The sequence below is a fragment of the Streptomyces sp. P9-A2 genome, assembly GCF_036634175.1.
In the GTDB taxonomy this organism is placed as follows: domain Bacteria; phylum Actinomycetota; class Actinomycetes; order Streptomycetales; family Streptomycetaceae; genus Streptomyces; species Streptomyces pratens.
Genome location: NZ_JAZIFX010000001.1, coordinates 6,439,443 through 6,459,903 on the forward strand (window position 1 = coordinate 6,439,443; position 20,461 = coordinate 6,459,903).

The 20,461-nt window shown below is 72.2% G+C and carries 17 protein-coding genes and 1 riboswitch; of the genes, 9 read left to right on the forward strand and 8 right to left on the reverse strand.

Going from position 1 to position 20,461, the window contains the following annotated elements; translation table 11 throughout:
• Window positions 1-9 precede the first annotated feature (9 nt).
• The 3 genes from V4Y04_RS29240 (at window position 10) to V4Y04_RS29250 (ending at window position 8,024) form a co-directional block, all read left to right on the forward strand.
• On the forward strand, window positions 10-390 hold the full coding sequence (locus V4Y04_RS29240) for a hypothetical protein (RefSeq protein ID WP_332431363.1): 381 nt from the start codon (window positions 10-12) through the stop codon (window positions 388-390).
• 288 nt (window positions 391-678) lie between these two features.
• Window positions 679-2,724, forward strand: coding sequence for a flotillin family protein (locus V4Y04_RS29245; protein ID WP_332431364.1), 2,046 nt, complete (start codon window positions 679-681; stop codon window positions 2,722-2,724).
• Between the two features lie 74 nt (window positions 2,725-2,798).
• Entirely contained in the window at window positions 2,799-8,024 is a 5,226-nt protein-coding gene (locus V4Y04_RS29250; protein WP_332431365.1) for a DNA repair ATPase, read from the forward strand.
• 78 nt (window positions 8,025-8,102) lie between these two features.
• On the opposite strand, the gene V4Y04_RS29255 is transcribed toward V4Y04_RS29250, so the two are convergent.
• From V4Y04_RS29255 to V4Y04_RS29280, 6 genes are all read right to left on the reverse strand, one after another.
• Window positions 8,103-8,672 (reverse strand): Fic/DOC family protein, encoded by a 570-nt coding sequence (locus tag V4Y04_RS29255; RefSeq protein WP_332431366.1) that lies wholly within the window; start codon window positions 8,670-8,672, stop codon window positions 8,103-8,105.
• A complete protein-coding gene (locus tag V4Y04_RS29260) occupies window positions 8,669-9,019 on the reverse strand; it encodes a type II toxin-antitoxin system Phd/YefM family antitoxin (protein ID WP_332431367.1) in 351 nt (116 codons plus the stop codon). The genes V4Y04_RS29255 and V4Y04_RS29260 overlap by 4 nt, the downstream gene beginning before the upstream one ends.
• Before the next feature lie 366 nt (window positions 9,020-9,385).
• Window positions 9,386-10,267 carry an energy-coupling factor ABC transporter ATP-binding protein gene (locus V4Y04_RS29265; RefSeq protein WP_332431368.1) on the reverse strand — a complete coding sequence of 294 codons (882 nt, stop codon included), beginning with the start codon at window positions 10,265-10,267 and terminating at the stop codon, window positions 9,386-9,388.
• Window positions 10,264-11,013, reverse strand: a complete 750-nt coding sequence (gene cbiQ, locus V4Y04_RS29270; protein ID WP_332431369.1) for a cobalt ECF transporter T component CbiQ — start codon at window positions 11,011-11,013, stop codon at window positions 10,264-10,266. Before cbiQ ends, V4Y04_RS29265 begins: the two co-directional genes overlap by 4 nt.
• Before the next feature lie 6 nt (window positions 11,014-11,019).
• Entirely contained in the window at window positions 11,020-11,445 is a 426-nt protein-coding gene (locus tag V4Y04_RS29275; RefSeq protein WP_332431370.1) for an energy-coupling factor ABC transporter substrate-binding protein, read from the reverse strand.
• A complete protein-coding gene (locus V4Y04_RS29280; RefSeq protein ID WP_332431371.1) occupies window positions 11,442-12,251 on the reverse strand; it encodes an energy-coupling factor ABC transporter permease in 810 nt (269 codons plus the stop codon). Before V4Y04_RS29280 ends, V4Y04_RS29275 begins: the two co-directional genes overlap by 4 nt.
• A 281-nt stretch (window positions 12,252-12,532) precedes the next feature.
• A riboswitch (cobalamin riboswitch) is annotated at window positions 12,533-12,681 on the reverse strand.
• Between the two features lie 243 nt (window positions 12,682-12,924).
• Between V4Y04_RS29280 and V4Y04_RS29285 the strand changes: the two genes are divergently transcribed.
• From V4Y04_RS29285 to V4Y04_RS29305, 5 genes are read left to right on the forward strand one after another with little or no spacing between them, the layout of a single operon-like run.
• A complete protein-coding gene (locus V4Y04_RS29285) occupies window positions 12,925-14,532 on the forward strand; it encodes an ABC transporter substrate-binding protein (protein WP_332431372.1) in 1,608 nt (535 codons plus the stop codon).
• Between the two features lie 20 nt (window positions 14,533-14,552).
• Window positions 14,553-15,521 (forward strand): ABC transporter permease, encoded by a 969-nt coding sequence (locus V4Y04_RS29290; protein WP_332433034.1) that lies wholly within the window; start codon window positions 14,553-14,555, stop codon window positions 15,519-15,521.
• A 5-nt stretch (window positions 15,522-15,526) separates the two neighbouring features.
• A complete protein-coding gene (locus V4Y04_RS29295; protein WP_332431373.1) occupies window positions 15,527-16,435 on the forward strand; it encodes an ABC transporter permease in 909 nt (302 codons plus the stop codon).
• Window positions 16,432-17,409, forward strand: coding sequence for an ABC transporter ATP-binding protein (locus V4Y04_RS29300; RefSeq protein ID WP_332431374.1), 978 nt, complete (start codon window positions 16,432-16,434; stop codon window positions 17,407-17,409). Before V4Y04_RS29295 ends, V4Y04_RS29300 begins: the two co-directional genes overlap by 4 nt.
• Window positions 17,402-18,079, forward strand: coding sequence for an ABC transporter ATP-binding protein (locus V4Y04_RS29305; protein WP_332431376.1), 678 nt, complete (start codon window positions 17,402-17,404; stop codon window positions 18,077-18,079). Before V4Y04_RS29300 ends, V4Y04_RS29305 begins: the two co-directional genes overlap by 8 nt.
• Window positions 18,080-18,162: 83 nt before the next feature.
• Here V4Y04_RS29305 and V4Y04_RS29310 read toward each other — a convergent pair whose 3' ends face one another.
• Window positions 18,163-19,212, reverse strand: a complete 1,050-nt coding sequence (locus V4Y04_RS29310; protein ID WP_332433035.1) for a zinc-binding dehydrogenase — start codon at window positions 19,210-19,212, stop codon at window positions 18,163-18,165.
• Window positions 19,213-19,304: 92 nt separating this feature from the next.
• On the opposite strand from V4Y04_RS29310, the gene V4Y04_RS29315 reads away from it, so the two are divergent.
• A complete protein-coding gene (locus tag V4Y04_RS29315) occupies window positions 19,305-19,916 on the forward strand; it encodes a TetR/AcrR family transcriptional regulator (RefSeq protein ID WP_332431377.1) in 612 nt (203 codons plus the stop codon).
• Window positions 19,917-20,004: 88 nt separating this feature from the next.
• Here V4Y04_RS29315 and V4Y04_RS29320 read toward each other — a convergent pair whose 3' ends face one another.
• Window positions 20,005-20,439, reverse strand: coding sequence for a VOC family protein (locus tag V4Y04_RS29320; RefSeq protein WP_332431378.1), 435 nt, complete (start codon window positions 20,437-20,439; stop codon window positions 20,005-20,007).
• Window positions 20,440-20,461 lie beyond the last annotated feature (22 nt).

Sequence of the window (20,461 nt, forward strand, 5' to 3'; positions counted from 1 at the left end):
GTGGCAGGGATGTACATGATCGCGGATGCCGCCACGGGCCTGCCCACGCTCCTGCTCACCGCCGCCCTCGTCGTGGCAGCCGGCTTCTGGCTGCTGGTGGCCGTCGGCGTCACCACACCGCAGGCCTTCGACTCGGACGCGGATCTCGACGCCTGGGGGATGGGCGGGGTGCCGGTCGCCCTCGCGCTCTCCCTGCTGACCCTGTTCGCCTGGCTGCTGGCCACCGGCGTGACCGTGCTGCTGGACGCGCACATTCCCGAGGGACCCGGCGCCGGACTGCTGCGCCTGCCGGCCCTGGCCGGAGCCCTGCTCGCGGCCTGGCGGCTCACCCGCTTCTTCGTGCGTCCGCTGCACCGCCTGCTGCCCGACGAACCCGAGCTGTCCCGGTAGTTCCGCGGGCTCCGCGGGCTCGGCGGGAACCGGGGCGGTTCACCCGGCGTGTCCCGTGGCGGAGCCGGCGCGCGGCTCCCGTGCGGACCGCGAGTGCCGCACCACCGCCACACAGCCGTCACTTCGAACGACACGCCACCACCACGCCGTCACCACGTCACCACCGTGCCGTCCGGGCCGGGCGGCACCGGGGCGGTCCCGCCGCCCCACCTCCCGCCGCCCCACCTCCCGGCGCCCGGCGCCGACCTGTCACTTCCGTCCGTCACCCAGCTCCGAAGGACGTATCCCATGGATGCTGCCACCGTGGGCATCGCCGTGCTCGTCGGCGTCTGCCTTCTCGTCGTACTCGTCGTGCTGTTCCTCATGTCCAAGCTGTTCCGGAAGGTGGAACAGGGCAAGGCGCTCATCGTCTCCAAGGTCCGCAAGGTCGACGTGACCTTCACCGGCCAGGTCGTGCTGCCGGTGCTGCACAAGGCCGAGGTGATGGACATCTCGGTGAAGACCATCGAGATCACCCGGGCCGGGAAGGAAGGCCTGATCTGCCAGGACAACATCCGGGCGGACATCCGCATCACCTTCTTCGTCAAGGTCAACAAGACCGTGGAGGACGTCATCAAGGTCGCGCAGGCCGTCGGCACCGCGCGGGCCAGTGACCGGAACACGCTGCAGGAGCTGTTCCACGCGAAGTTCTCCGAGGCGCTGAAGACCGTCGGCAAGCAGCTGGACTTCACCGACCTCTACACCAAGCGCGAGGAACTGCGGTACCGGATCATCGAGGTCATCGGTATCGACCTGAACGGCTACCACCTCGAGGACGCGGCGATCGACTACCTGGAGCAGACGCCGCTCGCCCAGCTGGACCCGGGCAACGTGCTCGACGCGCAGGGCATCCGCAAGATCACCGAGCTCACGGCAATAGAGCACGTCCGCACCAACGAGGCCCAGCGCGGCGAGGAGAAGGAGATCACCCGGCAGAACGTCGACGCGCGCGAGGCGATCCTCGAGCTGGAGCGCCGGCAGACCGACGCCGAGATCAAGCAGCGCCGGGAGATCGAGACCGTACGGGCCCGCGAGGAGGCCGAGACGGCACGGGTGATGGAGGAGGAGCGGCTGCGCGCGCAGAGCGCCTTCCTGCGCACCGAGGAACAGCTCGGCGTGCAGCGCGAGAACCAGGCCCGTGAGGTCGCCGTCGCCGCCAAGAACCGTGAGCGGGTCATCGCCGTGGAGAGCGAGCGCATCGAGAAGGACCGGATGCTCGAGGTCATCGCCCGTGAGCGGGAGACCGAGCTGACCCGGATCGCCGCCGACAAGGAGGTCGAGGCTCAGAAGCGCGACATCGCCGAGGTCGTCCGGGAGCGGGTCGCGGTGGACCGTACGGTCGCCGAGCAGGAGGAGTCGATCAAGAGGCTGCGGGCCGTGGAGGAGGCCGAGCGGGAGCGGCAGGCCGTCATCATCGCCGCCGAGGCGGAAGCGCAGGAGAAGCTGGTCAAGGACATCAAGGCCGCGGAGGCCGCCGAGGTGTCCGCCACGCACCGTGCCGCCGAGCAGCTGACCCTGGCCGAGGCCCGGTTGAAGACCGCCGACCTCGATGCCCAGGCCAAGCTGCGGATGGCCGAGGGCATTCAGGCCGAGGCCGCCGCCGAGGGGCTGGCCGCCGTGCAGGTCCGCGACAAGGAGGCCGAGGTCATCGAGAAGGCCGGCCGTGCCGAGGCCGAGGCGTCCGAAGCCCGGATGCGTGCCGAGGCCGAGGGCGCGCGGGCCAAGGCGCTCGCCGACGCGGAAGGCATCAGCGGCAGGCTCAGGGCGGAGGCCGCCGGTCTCACCGAGAAGGCCGCGGCGATGGCCGCGCTGGACGAGGCGTCCCGCGGACACGAGGAGTACCGGCTGCGCCTGGAGGCGGAGAAGGACGTACGGCTCGCCGGGCTCGAGGTGCAGCGGCAGGTCGCCGAGGCGCAGGCCACGGTGCTCGCGACCGGTCTGGAGAGTGCCGACATCAGCATCGTCGGCGGGGAGTCCGTGTTCTTCGACCGGCTGATGTCGTCGATCGCGCTCGGCAAGGGCATCGACGGGCTCGTCCAGAACTCCGGGACCGTCCAGGCCCTCGCCGGCCCGTGGCTGGACGGATCGGCGAGCTTCCCCGACGACCTGAGCCGGATCCTGGGCTCCGTGTCGAGCGCCGACGTACAGAACCTGACGGTGTCCGCGCTGCTCATGAAGCTGATGAAGGCGGATGGCGAGAACACCGGCCAGATCAAGCAACTGATTGAAAAAGCTGGGGAGTTGGGACTGGCGGACACGCCGTTGGCCGCGCTGAACGGCCATGCCAGGGCCTGACCACCCCCCCCCGGTCGGGGAGCCGCCGCACAGGGGACGGCGGCTCCCCGACCGCTCCTTTTCGAGAGGCAGCCATGACCATCGGCACCCAGGAGACGCCCGGCACGGGCACACACCGGCAGTCCGGAACGGGCGCACACCGGCAGTCCGGCACGGGCACCCGTGACCGGTCCGCCGCGGGCGCGCACGGCCCGGCGGGCGCGGGCATCACCACAAGCGCCACGGCGGGCACCGGCGTCCAGGAGACGGTCGACGGCGGCACCTACCAGGTGCTGCGCGACCGCCTGACCGGGCAGGCCGCCGAACTCGCACGGCGTACCGAGGAGTTGAACCGGCTCCGGATCGACACCTTCGGCTCCGCCGAACTGCGCCTGACCGGCACCGAACGGCTGCGCACCGACCGTGCCGGAGTGCCCCGCGACATCGTCGCCGTGGGTGACGTGCTCCTCTTCGGCTACGGGGCCCAGCCCCGCCCGGAGACGGACACCGCCGTGGGCGACGTCCTCGCCGCCCACGACCGCGACCTGAACCGGCTGCCCGACGACGCCGTGCCCGGCCTCCTCGACGACCCCGTCTTCGTGCGGGAGTTCGCCGCCCTGCACCGTTACTACCGCCAGGCCCGCCTGTTGCGGCTGCGCCGCGTCGACGGCAGGCTCCTCGCCGTGTTCCAGACCGGCGAGAAGGCCGGCGACATCCGCGTCCTGCGCTGGTCGGTGTCCGAGGACGGCCGGGCGGTCTTCCTCGACGCGCGCGGCGACCGCGACCACGCGCGCACCCCCGCCCCGGACATCGAATGGGTCCGCACCACCCGCGAGGACCACGTCCTCGGCCGGCACCCGCACGTCTCCGTCCAGGGAGAGGTCTTCGTCGACACGCTCGGCGGCACCCTCACCGTCAGGACGGACAGCGACACCGAAACCCCCGACGGCATCCACACCGAACCGGTCGACGAGCCGCTCCAGTCCCTCGCCGACGCCGAGATCGCGTACGCCCGCGTCGGCGCGCTGATCCTGCTGCGCGTCCTGCCCTACAAGGAGACCGCGCACCGCCACCTCGTCTTCGACACCCTCACCCGCACCGTGGTCCGCCTCGACGGCATCGGACAGGACTGCCGGCGCCTGCCCGGGGACCAGGGCATCGTCTTCCCCGGCGGCTACTGCCTGGCCGCCGGCACCCACAAGACGTACGGGCTCGACACGGACGGCATGGAGTTCGAACGCGAGGTGCGCTCGCCCAACGGCGAGGACGTGCTGTACGCCTTCCACGCGCCCGGCCGGGGCCGCGCCCTGCTCCTGTCGTACAACGTGATCCGCAAGGAGGTCGCCGCACCGCTGAGCTGCCACGGCTGGGCGCTCTTCGACGACGGCGCGCTGACCCTGCTGCGGCCCGACGGCGACGACCCCGCCCGCGTCCACCCGCTCCAGCTGTGGCACTCGCCCTACGTCTCCGACACCCACGCCGCGGGCCGGCCCGTCGGCGACGGCCCCCTCGACCGGGTCGGCAACGCCGACCTCGTCCGCGGCATCTCCGACTGCCTCTCCCTGGTCCGCTCGGTCACCGAGACCACCCCGACGACCGAGGTGTACGAGGCGCTGGCCGCCGCCTGCGTCCGCACGGCCGACGCCCACCACTGGCTCGACGAACCCGAACTGGGCGACCTGCGCAGTCCGTTGGAAGAGGTGCGCACCACCGCCGAACAGGTCCTGGGCGAGTTCGAGACCGTACGCGACCTCGGACGCCGCGCCGCCGCGGCGCTCGACGAGGCGGCCGCCCGCATCGGCTCCGTGGTGCGCCGGCTGCGCGGCGAGCAGCCCCGCGAGGCCGCCGCCTGGGTCGAGGGCCTCACCGAACTCCGCCACGCCCAGGGCCATCTGCTGACCCTCAAGGAGCTGCGGTACGCCGACCACGCCCGCATCGACGAACTCGCCGACGAGGCCGGAGCCGACCTCTCCTCCTTCGGACAGCGCGCGGTCACCCACCTCGCCCACGAGGACGCCTTCGCCGCCCACCACGCCGACGTCGAACGCCTCGTCGCCGACGCCGAGCAGATCGACACCGCCGCCGAGGCCGTCCCCGTCGCCGCCCGCCTGGACGAACTCGCCGAAAGCCTGCGGACGGTGACCGAGGTCGTCGCCGGACTCGACATCGGCGACGCGACCGTCCGCACCGCCGTACTGGAACGCGTCGCCGAAGCCCTCGGCGGCGTCAACCGCGCCCGCGCCACCCTCGACGCCCGCCGCCGCGGACTGCGCGACCGGGAGGCCCGCGCCGGATTCGCCGCCGAACTCGCCCTGCTCGGCCAGACCGTGACCGGCTCCCTCGCGGCCGCCGCCGACCCCGAGTCCTGCGACGAACAACTGACCCGCGTACTGGCCCAGCTGGAAACCCTGGAGTCCCGCTTCGCGGAGTTCGACGATGTGCTCGGCGAACTCGCCGGCCAACGCACCGAGATCTACGAGGCGTTCGCCGCCCGCAAACAGAGCCTCACCGACGCCCGCGCCCGCCGCGCCGAACAGCTCGCCTCCGCCGCCGAACGCGTCCTGGAGACCATCGCCCGCCGCTCCGCGGCCCTCGCCGACACCGACGAGGTCAGCACCTACTTCGCCTCCGACCCCCTGGTCGCCAAGGTCCGCCGCACCGCCGGCGAGCTGCGCGACCTCGGCGACCGGGTCCGGGCCGAGGAACTCGACGGCCGCCTGCGCTCCGCCCGGCAGGAAGCCGCCCGCGCCCTGCGCGACCGCACCGACCTCTACGCCGACGGCGGCCGCGCCATCCGCCTGGGCAGCCACCGCTTCGCCGTCACCACCCAGCCCCTCGACCTCACCCTCGTCCCGCACGGCGACGGCCTCGCCTTCGCCCTCACCGGCACCGACTACCGAGCCCCCGTCACCGACCCGGCCCTCGCCGAGGGCCGCCGTTACTGGAACCGGCACCTGCCGTCCGAGTCGCCCGAGGTCTACCGCGCCGAACACCTCGCCGCCCGCCTGCTGCACGAGCACGGCCCCGACACCCTGCACGGCGCCGACGACCTCGCCGCCCTCGTACGCCGGGCCGCCGAGGAGACCTACGACGAGGGGTACGAGCGAGGCGTCCACGACCACGACGCCACCGCCCTCCTCGACGCCGTCCTGCCCCTGCACGAGGGAGCCGGACTCCTGCGCCACGAGCCCGCGGCCCGCGCCCTCGCCCTGCTCCACTGGACCCACGGCACCACCGCCGAGGAACGCGCCGACCTCACCCGCCGGGCCCGCTCCCTCGCCCGCGTCCGCGACGCCTTCGGCCCGCCACCGGCCCTCGCCGACCTGTGCGCCGAACTCGCCCGCAGGATCGGTGCCTGGGACAGCGACCGGGACAGCGACCTGAGCGGTGGTCGGGACAGCGACCTGAGCGGTGGCCGGGTCGGCGGCGCCGGCGCCGGTGCGGGTGGCGTACCGGCCCGCCCGGAGGCAGCCGCCGCCTACCTCTTCGACGAACTCACCACCGGCCCCGACGGGTTCGTCATCAGCGCGCAGACCCGCACCCTGCTCGACAAGTTCCGCCGCACGGTCGCCACCGAGGCCTACGACGAGGACCTGCCCGCCCTCGACACCCTCGCCGACCGCCGCCAGCTCGTCGAGGCCTGGCTGACCGCGTACACCGCCGCCACCGGCAGCCGGCTCACCCCCGGCGACCTCGCCGAGGCCGTCGCCGCCGAACTCTGCCCACAGGCGCCCCGCCACGAGTCCGACGCGCCCCTCACCGTCACCGTGGAGGGCCTGCTCGGCACCCACCCCCGCATCGCCGACCGGCGCCTCACCCTCCGCCTGGACGAATTCCTCGCCCGCACCGAGGAGTTCAGGGACCGCGACACCCCCGCCTTCCGTGCCTTCCAGCGCCGCCGCACCGCCCTGGTCACCGCCGAACGCACCCGGCTGCGCCTGGACGACCACCGCCCGCGCGTGATGTCGTCGTTCGTCCGCAACCGCCTCGTCGACGAGGTCTACCTCCCGCTCATCGGGGACAGCCTCGCCAAACAGCTCGGCACCACCGGCGAGTCGGGGAGCACCGGCACCGGCGGTCTGCTGCTCCTCGTCTCCCCGCCCGGCTACGGCAAGACCACCCTCATGGAATACGTCGCCGACCGGCTGGGCCTCGTCCTGGTGAAGATCAGCGGCCCGGCGCTCGGCCACTCGGTGACCTCCCTCGACCCGGCCGAGGCGCCGAACGCCACCGCACGCCAGGAGATCGAGAAGGTCAACTTCGCGCTGGCCGCGGGCAACAACACCCTCCTGTACCTCGACGACATCCAGCACACCTCGCCCGAACTCCTCCAGAAGTTCATCCCGCTCTGCGACGCCACCCGCCGCGTGGAGGGCGTGTGGGAGGGCGAACCGCGCACCTACGACCTGCGGGGCAAGCGCTTCGCCGTCTGCATGGCCGGCAACCCCTACACCGAGTCCGGCGACCTCTTCCAGGTGCCCGACATGCTGGCCAACCGCGCCGACGTGTGGAACCTCGGCGACGTCCTCACCGGCAAGGACGACGCCTTCGCGGCCAGCTTCGTGGAGAACGCGCTCACCGCCAACACGGTGCTCGCCCCGCTCGCCGCCCGCGACCGCGGCGACCTCGACCTGCTGATCCGCCTCGCCGAGGGCGATCCGACCGTCCACGCCGACCGGCTCACCCACCCGTACGCGCCCACCGAACTGGACCGCGTCCTCACCGTGCTGCGCCATCTGCTCACCGCCCGCCGCACCGTCCTCGCGGTCAACGAGGCCTACATCGCCTCCGCCGCCCAGTCCGACGACGCCCGCACCGAGCCGCCGTTCCGCCTCCAGGGCTCCTACCGCAACATGAACAAGATCGTCCAGCGGATCCAGCCGGTCATGAACGACGCCGAGCTCTCCGCCGTCATCGACGACCACTACGCGGCCGAGGCGCAGACCCTCACCACCGGCGCCGAGGCGAACCTGCTCAAACTCGCCGAGCTGCGCGGCACGCTCACCGCCGAACAGGCCGACCGCTGGGCCGGGATCAAGGCCGCCCACGTGCGCACCCACGCCCTCGGCGGCCCCGACGACGACGCCCTCACCCGCGCGGTCGCCGCCCTCGCCCTCCTCGGCGACCGCATCGCCGCCGTCGAGTCCGCCATCACCCGCGCCGCCGACCCCCGCCGGCTCATGGCCCGCCCGGCGGAACGCCACACGCCCCGGCCGGAAGGGCGGCCGGAGAGGGCCCGGCCGGTGGGAGACGGGGGCCCGAAGCCGGAGGAGGGTCTGGAAGGGAGCGGGCACTCGGAGGGGGAGCGAGGGGAGACGTGATGCACACGGCGCCGGGCCCGGATTGCCCGATGCCGTGCGTTGCCGTCGTGCGAAGGCTGGAGCTGCTGTGCAAGGGCCTCAGCTCGTGGTGACGAGCTCGTCGAGCAGCCGCTCCACCAGGTAGTTGTCGCCGAGGAAGCCCTTCACCGAGGCGTCCTCGTTGCGCTGAGGGTCCATGCCCGACCAGTTCAGGTCGTATCCCGCGTCGGCGCTGAGCTGGGCCAGGAATGCTCGCTGGGCACGGCCGTTGCCCTCGCGGAACGGGTGGAGGACGTTCAGGTCGCCGTACAGTTCGGCCAGTCGGATGACGAATTCCGGCCGGGGGAGATCTCGCAGACAGCCGGAGGAGGCGAGACGGCCGAAGACCTCTCCGGCGTAGGGCACGAGATTCCTCGCCGGACAGAACGGCGTGCGCTTGGCAATGTTCACGGTACGTAACTCGCCTGCCCACGGACAGATGTCGCCGAAGAGCGCAGCATGGAACGTCTGGAGATGGCCGAGGTCGTATGCGCCGGGCAGGGGGCGTTCAGCGAGCATGACGAGGCGCGCCCGGGTGATGTCCGCCTCCGCTGCCGCGAGCAGCCGAGGGTCGGTGATGTCGAGCTTGTTGCGCAGCACGCCGTTGGGCAGGGCGTACGGATCGTTCACCCTGCCTGCCGCTGTGAAGTCGGTCGGTGGCGGGCGATCGCACGGGCGACAAGGGTGTCCGCGTCGAGGTCGCCCTTTACGTACTCCTCGGTGTCGCGGTCGGAGGCCTCGGAGGCGTGGAGCCCTTCGGCCTCGATGGAGCCGGTGGCCGAGGCGACGGCCGCACGTCGTGTCGCTCGGCCGCTCAGCGCCTCGAAGGCCTCGACGGACAGAAGGACGCCCTGGGGCTTGCGGTGGGCGCCGATCAGAACCGGGTTGGCATCCGCGCCGGACTCGGACAGGTCGGTCAGGATCCGCGACAGTCTCGCGCGCGCGTCGCTGACGGTCACGACCTCGGGGATCTCCATGCTGTCACCGTACCCATATAGAGGCTTGGTTCTGTACAGATTCTAGTACGGATTCCGATGGGATACGCGGTGTGGCGAGGGTGTGGCCCGTCCTGTCGGCCGACCTTGAGAGCTGTTGTGAACTCACCGAATCCGGAGTACGCAGAAACCTGGAAGCCGGCGTGCTCATCACCGGCGGTGTCACTCCGCAGAAGACCGCCGAACACATCCGGGAACTTCCGGGAACTGCAGCGCCGGGGGATTCCGAGGCCCTTTCCTTGAGCCAGTCACCTTCCGCCACACCGTGGTGGCCGTACCCGGCGAGGTGGGGCCGGTCGACGTGGGCTCGTGAACCGGCTTTCCGCGCGGGGCTGCCTGAGCCGGAGGTCATCCACCGTCGGTGTGCTCCGCGGGCTCCGGGGACACCGCGATCAGCGCGGCCAGTTCCTCCGGGGTCCGGGGCCCGGTGGCCGGGGCTGTCAGCAGACCCTGGGCGCGCAGCAGTCGAGCCGCCGCGATGCCCCACGGAAGCCGCAGTCCCGCCGCCGCGAGGAGGTCCGTACGGGCCAGCATCTCGGCGACCGGCCCGGTACGCACCCCGGAGGGCGTGAGCAGCGCGGCGTCGTCGGCCCAGCGCAGGGCGAGATCCACGTCATGGGTCGCCATGACCACCGTGGTGCCCCGCTCGCGCAACCCGGCGAGCGTCGCGAGCAGCCGTTCCTGACCGTCCGGGTCGAGGCCCGCGGTCGGCTCGTCCAGGATCAGGACGCGCGGCCGCATCGCCACCGCCCCCGCGATCGCGGTCCGCTTGCGCTGCCCGTAGGACAGCAGATGCGTGGGCCGTTCGGCGAGCGAGGTGATGTCGAGCGCGGCCAGCGCCTCCGCGACCCGCGCCCGTACCTCCGTGTCGGACAGCCCGAGGTTCAGCGGCCCGAACGACACGTCCTGGCCCACCGAGGCCGCGAACAACTGGTCGTCGGGGTCCTGCACCACCAGCTGCACCGTCGTCCGCAGCCGGGTCAGCCCCTTGCGGTCGTACCGGACCGGGCGGCCCGACAAGGTCAACTCGCCCCCGCTCGGCCGCAGTCCACCGCTCAGCAGCCGCATCAGCGTGGTCTTGCCACTGCCGTTGCGGCCCAGCAGCGCGAGCGCGCGACCCTCCCGCACCTCGAAGTCGAGGCCGGCGAGCACGGCCGGGCCGTCCTCGTAGGCGAAGGACGCGTCCCGCAGGGCGACCAGGGCGGGTTCGTTCGGCGCGGACCCGTTCACGACAGGGGCCTTTCCAGGACGAGGGCGACGACGGCCAGCGCCGCGAGAAGCAACAGGCTCAGGGCGGTGAACCGTACGGAGACACGTGCCTCGGGCACCAGGACGCGCAGCGTGCCGTCGTAGCCGCGCCCGGCGAGTCCCGCCTGCAGCCGCGCCGCCCGGTCGAAGGACCGGACGAACGCCGTCGCGCCGAGACCGCCCAGTGAACGCCAGGACGCCGCCCGGGTGGTGTGCCCGAGCCGGGCCGCCTGCGCCTGACCGATCCGGCGCACCGAGTCGAGCAGCAGAAAACTCATGCGGTACATCACCAGGGCCACGTCCACCAGCGGTGCCGGCACCCCGGCCCGCACCAGACGCGGCAGCAGGTCGGACATCGGCGTGGTGAAGGCGAACAGCAGCACCCCGAGGGACGCCGCCGAGGTGCGCAGCAGCAACTCGCCCGCGCGCAGCGGCCCTTCGGGGGCCGGGGACACGAACCCGGCCGGCCCGCCCACCTGCACCAGCAGCGTGAGCGCCCCGGTGACGCAGAAGCCCAGCGGCACCCGGTAGGCACGCCACAGCCGCCGGCCCGGCACCCCCGCCGGGCCCAGCAGCACCACGAGCGCGGTCACCAGCACCAGGGCCGCGCCCGGCCACGGGGGCAGGGAGACCGCGAGCACGGTGAGCCCCAGCCCGAGCACGGCCTTGTCCACGGGATGACGGCGGCGCCAGCGACTGCTGTGCGCCGCCGCGTCGATCGGCAGCACGCGGGATCAGGACCGGGGACCGGGGGAGACCGCCTCGCCGGGGCGGCCCGAGGCGGCGTCGGAGTCGGCGTCCGATTCGGTGTCCGGTCCGGTGTCCGGTCCGGTGCCGGGCACCGGCTGCTGCCGCCGCGCTTGTTCCGCACCCTGCCGGCGCCCGCGCCGCACCCCGAAGTAGTACGCCAGGACACCCGCGCCGACGGCGGCCTGGAGGGCGAAGAGCCCCGACTCGATCTCACCGGACGGAGGTTCGTACAGCGGCGAGAACCACGGCTCGTAGTCCGGTTCGAGCTCGGTGATGGCGGTCTCCGCCTCGCCGTCAGCACCGGCGAACGGCTCCTCCTTGTGGTCGCCGAGCCCGAGCGCCAGCGGCAGCACCGCGAGCGCGGCCACGGCGAGCAGCAGCAGGGCGTTGATCTTCGCGTTCCTGGTCATCGAGCCACCGTCCCGGTACCGGTCGTCCCCGTCGTACCCGCCGTCTGCTTCGTCTCTGTCTCCGGCTTCGTCTCCGGCTTCGTCTCCGGCTCCGTTCCCGTTTCCGGCGTTTCCGTCCCCGCCGTCGCCGAAGCGGCCCGCTTACCGGTCAACAGCACGCCGAGACGTGTCAGTTCGCCCCTGCTGGACTGCACCAGCAGGCGCATCACCAGTACGGTCAGCAGTCCCTCGCTCACCGCCAGCGGGATCTGGGTGAGGGCGAAGATGGAGCCGAACTTCCCGAGTGCGCCCGGGAACCCGCTCCCCGGGTCGGGGAAGGCGAGCGCCAGCTGCACGCTGGTGACGCAGTACGTGGACAGGTCGGCGACGAACGCGCCGCAGAACACCGCCGCCATCAGCGGCACTCCGGACCGCCGCGCCAGCCGGTACACGCCGTACCCCGCCCATGGCCCGACGATCGCCATCGAGAAGACGTTGGCGCCCAGCGTGGTCAGCCCGCCGTGGGCCAGCAACAGGGCCTGGAACAGCAGGGTGATGGTGCCCAGCACCGCCATGATCGGCGGCCGGAACAGGATGGCGCCCAGCCCGGTGCCGGTGGGATGGGAGCAACTCCCGGTCACCGACGGCAGTTTCAGCGCGGACAGAACGAAGGTGAACGCTCCCGAGGCGCCGAGCAGCAGCGTGCTCTCGGGATGTTCCCTGACTTCACGGACGAGTGACCGGGCACCGTGGACGACGAACGGCGCCGCCGCGGCGCCCCAGGCGACCGCGTGCACCGGTGGCAGAAAACCTTCGGCAATGTGCATGGTTCAGCAGACCCTCTCCAGCACCTCGTGGATGGTTGACGCGCCTTGGCCGGTCTCCTGGCTGACGGGTACCACCGCCCGTGCTCCGCCTTCCCGGGTCCTGGGGCCTGTCGTCACATTCCTGCCTGCCGGGCGACGCCATGCACGCACTCTCGCCGCACCGGGTGCACGCCCACGTACAACCAGTACGTGGGCGTGCACCCGGCACACCGAGAGCACGCACCTGACGCCGCCCGGCCCGCCCTCCGGGCGGACGACAGGAATGTGACGACAGGCCCCAAGTGGACCCAGTGGCTGCCCGTCGGTCCTGTCGAGGGACAGGACCAGGGGCCGGAGCCGGACTTCCCGATCACAGTGGCGAGGGCCGCACCGGTATCGCACCGGATTTCCCGTTCACCAAGGCGTGGCGACAGTAGACCCGGATCCGTCCTGGTGACAAGCGGGTGCCGGGGGCGCGCGGACGGCGTTCCGCAGCTCGTGTCCCGGCGCGCACCTGCGGTCCTGACAGCAGGTGCGCGCGGATGTACGCAGGTGGTGCGGCGGCCGCCCCCTCGCGGCCCGCCGGACGGCCACTGTCGCCGAGACGCCGGCATGAGGGGCCGGGTCCCTGGGCAGAACCTTGCTGCAATTAGTATGCAACAACGAATTCTGGTCAGTAGAGGTGTGAGGATCGATGACGACCCGACGAATACGGCGCACCACCGGCGCGGCCACCACGGCCGTCGCGATCGCGGTGGTCGCCGCCTGCTCGGCGCCTACAGGCGGCACGGACGCCGGTGCGGGCGGTGGCGGGTCCGCCGAGTCCGTGGTGATCGGGGTCCCCTCCGAACCCGACACCCTGAGCCCTCTGCTCGGCTACGGCAAGGACGGCAACTCCAAGATCTTCGACGGGCTGCTCGCCCGCGACGCCGACCTGAGGCTGAAGCCCGCGCTGGCGAAGGCCCTGCCCGAGATCGGCGACGACGGCCGCACCTACACCTACACCCTGCGTTCCGGCGTGACGTTCAGCGACGGCGAACCCCTCACCGCCGAGGACGTGGTCCACACGTACGAGACGGTGCTCGACGACAAGACCAACAACACCGCCAAGAGCGAACTGGACGCCGTCGAAAAGGTCCGCGCGGACGGCGACGACAAGGTCGTCTTCACCCTCAAGTACCCGTACGCGGCCTTCGCCGCCCGCACCGTCCTGCCCATCGTCCCCGAGCACCTCACCGCCGGGCAGGACCCCAACACCGGCTCCTTCAACACCGAGCCGGTCGGCACCGGACCGTACGTCCTCACCGGCTGGAGCAAGGGCGAGAAGCTGACCTTCAAGGCGAACCCGGACTACTGGGACGGCGCCCCGAAGGTGAAGAAGCTCACCATGGCGGTCATCGCCGACGACGACGTCCGAGCCACCCGGCTGCGCTCCGGCGACCTCGACGGCGCGACCCTCCCGCCCAACCTCGCCGCCACCTTCAAGAACGACGACGGCCGCACCACGTACCAGGCCACCACCTACGACTTCCGCGCCGTCACCCTCCCCACCGCGAACAAGGTCACCGGCGACACCGCCGTCCGCCGCGCCCTCGACCTCGCCGTGGACCGCCGGGCCATGGTCGACAAGATCCTCGACGGAGCCGGCCGCCCCGCCTACGGCCCGCTGCCCCTGGACGACCCCTGGTACACCAAGGACGTCGAACGGCCCCAGAACCTCGCCGAGGCCCAGAAGATCCTCGACCGCGACGGCTGGAAGGCCGGCAAGGACGGCGTCCGCGCCAAGGACGGTGTCCGGGCCGCCTTCACCCTCTACTACCCCTCCGGCGACAAGGTCCGCCAGGACCACGCCCTCGCCTACGCCTCCGACGCCAAGAAGGCCGGCATCGACGTCAAGGTCGAGGGCGCCACCTGGGAGGTCATCGAACCCCGGATGGGCGAGGACGCCGTCCTCGCCGGCTTCGGCAGCACCGGCGACCCCGACTTCGGCCTCTACACCCTGCTGCACTCCTCCCTCGCCGGCGACGGCTTCAACAACATGGCCCGCTACGACAACCCCGCCGTCGACAAGGCCCTCGACACCGGCCGCCGCAGCCAGGACCCCGAGGACCGCAAGGCCGCCTACGACGACCTCCAGCGCGAGCTCGTCAAGAACCCCGGCTACACCTTCCTCACCCACATCGATCACCTCTACGTCCTCGCCGACCGCTGGGAGGGCCTCACCACCCAGGTCGAACCGCACGAGCACGGCTTCGCCAGCGGCCCCTGGTGGAACGCCGAGGACTGGCAGCCCAAGAAGTGACCCCCCTGCCCTGGGCGGCGATGGCCCGCCTCGTGGCACGGCGGGCCCTGCTCGCCGTGCCCGTCCTGCTCGTCGTCACCTTCGGCGTGTTCGCCATCGCCGCCGCCTCCCCCTTCGACCCCGTCAAGGCGTACGCCGGCACCGCCGCGCTCGGCGCCGACCAGGAGACCCTGGACCGGCTCCGGGACAACCTCGGCGTGGACCGCCCCTTCGCCGTCCAGTGGTGGGAGTGGCTGACCTCCGCCGTCACCGGCGACCTCGGCCAGTCCAGCGTGCTGCGCCAACCGGTCGCCGACGCGATCGGTGAGCGGATCATGTGGTCCACGCTGCTGTGCGCCGTCGCCTTCGCCGTCGCGGTCCTGCTCGGCACGCTGCTCGGCGTGCTCGCCGCCCGCCGCCCCGGCTCCCTCCTCGACCGCACGGTCACCTCCCTCTCGTACTCCCTGGAAGCCGCGCCCGTCTTCTGGCTCGCCCTGCTCGCCGTCTGGCTCTTCGCCCTCCAACTCGACGTCCTCCCGGCCGGCGGCCTCACCGACACCGGCAGCGAACACGTCACCGCCGGACAGGTCACCGGCCACCTGATCCTGCCCGCCGGCGTCCTCGCCGTCTCCCAGCTGCCCTGGTTCACGCTCTACGTCCGCCAGGGCGTCGGCGACGCCCTCGCCGAGGACCCGGTACGCGGCGCCCGCGCCCGAGGCCTCGGCGAACGCACCGTGCTCCTCGGGCACGCCCTGCGCTCCGGACTCCTGCCCGTCCTCACCCTGATCGGCTCCCGCGTGCCCGAGCTCATCACCGGTGCCCTGCTGGTGGAGACCGTCTTCAGCTGGCCCGGTATCGCGGCCGCCACCGTCGAGGCGGCCACCGCCGTCGACTTCCCGCTCCTGGCCGCCCTGACGACCCTCGCCACCGCCGCCGTCCTCGCCGGAAACCTCCTCGCGGACCTCCTGTACGGACTGACCGACCCGAGGGTGAAGCTCAGTGAGATGTGATTCCCATGGCTGACACCATCGTTGAGAGGGCCGACGCGAACGTGCCCACGACGGGGACCGAGTGGCGCTCGCGCGGCACCGCCCGCCGTTCCACCCACACCCTGCGGCTGCGCGTCTCCGCCGCCCTGGTCGCCGTCACCGCCCTCGCGGTCCTGCTCGTCCCCCCGCTGGTCCAGCTCGACCAGCAGGCCGTCGACCTCGCCTCGAAACTCCTCCCACCCAGCTGGGCCCACCCCTTCGGCACCGACGACGTCGGCCGCGACCTGCTGCTGCGCTGCGTCTACGGCCTGCGCGTCTCCCTGCTCGTCGGCGTCGTGGCGGCGCTCACCGCCACCGTGATCGGCACCGCCGTCGGAGCCGCCGCCGGGGCCCTCGGCGGCTGGGTCGACCGCCTCGTCATGCGTCTGGTCGACACCATCTCCTCCGTCCCGCACCTGCTGCTCGGCATCTTCATCGTCGCCATGTTCCGACCGGGCGTCTGGCCCGTGGTGGTCTCGGTCGCCGCCACCCACTGGCTGTCCACCGCCCGCATCGTCCGCGCCGAGATCCTCTCGCTGCGCTCCCGCCCCTACATCGACGCGGCCGTCTCCGGCGGCGCCTCCCGCCGCCGGGTGGTGCTACGGCACCTGCTGCCCGGCGTACTGCCGCAGGCGGGACTCGCCGCCGTCCTGATGATCCCGCACGCCATGTGGCACGAATCGGCGCTGTCCTTCCTCGGCCTCGGCCTGCCCACCCACACCGCCAGCCTCGGCACCCTCATCCAGGACGCCCGCGGCACACTGCTCGCCGGGCAGTGGTGGCCCACCCTCTTCCCCGGCCTGTTCCTGATCATCCCCACCCTCGCCATCGCCGGACTCGCCGGAGTCTGGCGGGAGCGGATCAACCCCCGCCGCCGATCGGAGCTGATGCTGTGACCGAGCGACCTCCCGTTCTGTCGGTCCGCGGACTGTCGGTGCGCTTCCTGGTGCCCGGCTCGGGCCCCGTCGCCGCCGTCACCGACGCGTACTTCGACGTCGTACCCGGCGAATGCCTCGCCCTGATCGGCGAGAGCGGCTGCGGCAAGTCCGTCCTCGCCTCCGCCCTCCTCGGCCTGCTCCCCGCCAACGCGCAGACCGCCGGCCGCGCCCTGCTCGACGACCTCGACCTGCTCGCCGCCGACGAACGCACCCTCGCCCGCACCGTGCGCGGCCGCCGCATCGGCCTCATCCCGCAGAGCCCGGCCGCCCACCTCACCCCCGTCCGCACCATCCGCGCGCAGACCGAGGAGACGGTCGCCGCCCTCACCGGCGTCCGCGGCCGCGCGGCCCTGCGTGCCGCCGCCGAAAAGGCCGCCGCACGCGCCGCCTTCCCCGCGGACCACCTCGACCGCCACCCGCACGAACTCTCCGGCGGCCTCGCCCAGCGCGCCGCCACCGCCCTCGCCCTGATCGGCGACGCACCCCTCCTCCTCGCCGACGAACCCACCACCGGCCTCGACCGCGATCTGGTCGACCACACGGTCGACGAACTGCGACGCCACGTCGACACCGCCGACGACCGGGCTTTGCTGATGATCACCCACGACCTGGAGGCAGCCGAACGCATCGCCGACCGCGTCGCCGTCATGTACGCGGGCCGCATCGTCGAACTTGCCGACGCGAAAACCTTCTTCGGCACCCCCGGCCCCCGACACCCCTACAGCCGCGGCCTTCTGAACGCCCTCCCCGACCGGGACTTCACCCCGATCCCCGGCATGCCCCCCGAACTGGGCGCACTCCCCGAAGGCTGCGCCTTCGCCGCCCGCTGCGACCACGCCACCGCTCTCTGCACGACCCTCCCACCCCTGACGGAGACGGTCGCCTGCCACCACCCGCTCCCGGTCGAGACCCTGGAGGACGTCCGTGCTTGAGCTGCGCGCCATCACCGCCGGCTACGACCGCCGGTCGGCCCCCGTCGTCCTGGACGCCACCCTCACCGTCGCCCCCGGCGAGGCCGTCGGCCTGCTCGGCCCCAGCGGCTGCGGCAAATCCACCCTCGCCAGGGTCGCCGCCCTCCTGCACCGCCCCGACGCCGGCACCGTCACCGTCGACGGCACCCTCGTACGCCACTGGCGCCACCGCGCCCCGCGCCCGCTGCGCACCGCCTTCGGCGTCGTCTTCCAGCAGCCCCGCCTCTCCGCGGACCCCCGGCTGTCCCTCGCCGACCTGATCGCCGAACCCCTGCGCGCCACCGGCCGCCGCGACACCGTTCCCGACCGTGTCCCCGAACTGGCCTCCACCGTCGGTCTCACCCCCGACCTCCTCACCCGCCGCCCCCACGAGGTCAGCGACGGCCAGCTCCAACGCGCCTGCCTTGCCCGCGCGTTGGTGCTCCGCCCCCGCTGGCTGATCTGCGACGAGATGACCGCCATGCTCGACGCGTCGACCACGGCCGCGCTGGTGGCGGTGGTCGAGGCCTACCGCACCGAAACCGGCGCCAGCCTCCTCGCCGTGGGCCACGACCGCACCCTCCTCGACCGCTGGTGCGACCGCACGGTCCACTGGGACACGGTGGTGCCCCGGCCGGTCACGGCGGAGTAGCGGCGCGTGCCCGTCAAGCGGCTGCTTGCTCTGCACATGAGCGAGTACGCCGACGCCTCCGACCGTGATCCGTCGGATGGAACTCAGGGGTGCATGACGATCTTTCCCACGTGCCTCCTGCGGGCGAGTTCCTCCTGCGCCTGAGCGGCCTGGTCCAGTGGGAAGGTCGCGGCGACAACGGGCTGGACCTCGGCCTGGCGAGCCAGGTCCACAAGGAGACCGAAGTGCGTGGGCGTGTGCATCGAGGAGCCGATGACCTGCGCGTTGTGCAGGTAGAGACGGCGCACGTCAAAGGTCACGTCGTACCCGCCGAGTGCGCCGGCGATGACCCACCGGCCTCCTTCGCGCAGCAGCGGCAGCCCTTCACCCACCAGTTCGCCGGCCACGACGTCGAGTGCGACGTCGATGCCCTCCGGGGCGGCAACGCGGATCTGCTCCGCGACGTTTCCTGCGCGGTCGACGACTTCGTGCGCGCCTGCCTCGCGCACCGCATCGGTCTTGGATCCGCTGCTGACGGCGAGCACCCTTGCGCCGCGTGCACGGGCGATCTGCACCAGCGCGAGGCCGACGCCGCCGGACGCCCCCGAGACCAGGACGGTCTCCCCCTCCCGCAGCCGACCCCGCTCGATCATGCCCAGTGCCGTGCCGTAGGCAGTCGGCAGTGTCGCGAGCTGATCGTCCGTGAGCGGGGATTCCGTCACGTCGTGTACACGCTCCGCCGACGCGGTCACGTACTCGGCGTAACCACCGTCGCGCTCGCTCCCCATCAGGCCCACCGGGTTCGCATCCGGCCCTTCGGTGTCGTAGATCGCCGGGTCGACGACCACTCGGCGCCCGACGAGGCTCCCGTCCACGTCGGCACCGACCGCCACGACCCGGCCGGCCACGTCGGCGCCCTGAATGCGCGGGAAGTCGATCGGGCCACGCCAGCCCGACAGCGCCTTCGGGTCTCCCGGGCGGCCGTAGGCGCCCTCCCGGGTCCACAGGTCGGTGTTGTTCAGCGCCACCGCGCCGACCCGGACCAGCACCTCTCCCGCCTGAGGGGCAGGCACGGCCACTTCCGTCAGCTCAAGAACCTCCGGCCCTCCGTGTCCCGTGATGCGCACCGCGCGCATGGACTCGGGCACGCCCATCGCCAGGACCTCCTCGCGGGTATACTGATCTGTGAACATCAATCACCGTACACCGCTCAGCGGAAGGGTGCCTTGTGGAGCAAACACGGCCCATGACGCCGGCCGGACGCCGCATCGTGGCGGCCGCCGAGGAGCTGTTCTACCACCGCGGAATCACAGCGGTCGGCGTGGACCTGATCGCTGAGCACTCAGGCGTCACCAAGCGGACTCTGTACAACCAGTTCGGGTCGAAGGACCGCCTCGTGGCGACCTACCTCGCGGAACGTGACCAGCGCTGGCGGTCACTGGTCCGCGCCGCCGTCGACGCCTGCGACGACCCCGTCGAGGCCGTCACCGCGCCCTTCGACGCACTGCGGACCTGGAGCGAGACCAACGCCCGTGGATGTGCGTTCATCAACGCACTGGCCGAACTTCCCGACCCCTCGCATCCCGCGCACCGCATCGCCGCGGCTCAGAAGCTCTGGCTGCTGAACCTGTTCGAGGAACTCGCCACCGCGGCGGGCTGCTCGGGCCCGGCCACCCTCGCCACCCGGCTCCTCGTGCTGCACGAGGGCGCCGTCGCCACGCAGCCGCTCTCGCTCGACACCCTTCCGCACAGCACCGACCTGGCACGATCCCTGGTCCAAGCCGGCACGCCACCCCGCCACCAGCCGTCGAGCAGGACCCCGACCCCCGCACCTCAATGGTCTTATCACCTGCTGTGACGAGGCCGAAGTGCTGGCGTCAGAGGTGGAGTTCGCGGACGCGGGCGGTGGTGTCGGTCATGGGGCGGGGATCCTGCGCCGGTCAACCTCAAGCCGAGGCCGTGGCAATGCAGAACTCATTGCCCTCCGGGTCGGCCATCACGACATGGTGCTCGGCACATTCCTCCAGGACGTTCCCGCCCGCCTTCACCAGCCGCTCGGACTCCGCCCTGATCCTCGCCCACCGCTCATCGTGACTGCCGTGTCCCGGCACCCGGACGTCGATATGGAGTCGGTTCTTCGCGGCTTTCGGCTCAGGGACCTTGAGGATGCAGAGCCGGGGCCCGACGCCGTCAGGATCGCAGAGCCACGCGCCGTCGTCCGCGGATTCGTCTTCCGGAAGGTCGAACTGCGCGAGCCACTCCTCGCGGGTTCTGAAGGGAGCGGGCGGCGGCTCGTCCGCATATCCCAGGGCCGTCTTCCAGAACTCGGCAAGGAGCTTCGCGTCTGCGCAATCAAGGGTCAGATCGATTCTGGCTGCCATGGCAGGACCGTACTGCGCCCCT

What these genes read in the sequence shown, in the direction of transcription:
- V4Y04_RS29240 (WP_332431363.1), top strand. Translation starts at nt 10, where the DNA reads ATGTACATGATCGCGGATGCCGCCACGGGCCTGCCCACGCTCCTGCTC.
- V4Y04_RS29245 (WP_332431364.1), top strand. Translation starts at nt 679, where the DNA reads ATGGATGCTGCCACCGTGGGCATCGCCGTGCTCGTCGGCGTCTGCCTT.
- V4Y04_RS29250 (WP_332431365.1), top strand. Translation starts at nt 2,799, where the DNA reads ATGACCATCGGCACCCAGGAGACGCCCGGCACGGGCACACACCGGCAG.
- V4Y04_RS29260 (WP_332431367.1), bottom strand. Translation starts at nt 9,019, where the DNA reads ATGGAGATCCCCGAGGTCGTGACCGTCAGCGACGCGCGCGCGAGACTG.
- V4Y04_RS29275 (WP_332431370.1), bottom strand. Translation starts at nt 11,445, where the DNA reads ATGACCAGGAACGCGAAGATCAACGCCCTGCTGCTGCTCGCCGTGGCC.
- V4Y04_RS29280 (WP_332431371.1), bottom strand. Translation starts at nt 12,251, where the DNA reads ATGCACATTGCCGAAGGTTTTCTGCCACCGGTGCACGCGGTCGCCTGG.
- V4Y04_RS29285 (WP_332431372.1), top strand. Translation starts at nt 12,925, where the DNA reads ATGACGACCCGACGAATACGGCGCACCACCGGCGCGGCCACCACGGCC.
- V4Y04_RS29290 (WP_332433034.1), top strand. Translation starts at nt 14,553, where the DNA reads ATGGCCCGCCTCGTGGCACGGCGGGCCCTGCTCGCCGTGCCCGTCCTG.
- V4Y04_RS29295 (WP_332431373.1), top strand. Translation starts at nt 15,527, where the DNA reads ATGGCTGACACCATCGTTGAGAGGGCCGACGCGAACGTGCCCACGACG.
- V4Y04_RS29310 (WP_332433035.1), bottom strand. Translation starts at nt 19,212, where the DNA reads ATGGGCGTGCCCGAGTCCATGCGCGCGGTGCGCATCACGGGACACGGA.
- V4Y04_RS29315 (WP_332431377.1), top strand. Translation starts at nt 19,305, where the DNA reads ATGACGCCGGCCGGACGCCGCATCGTGGCGGCCGCCGAGGAGCTGTTC.
- V4Y04_RS29320 (WP_332431378.1), bottom strand. Translation starts at nt 20,439, where the DNA reads ATGGCAGCCAGAATCGATCTGACCCTTGATTGCGCAGACGCGAAGCTC.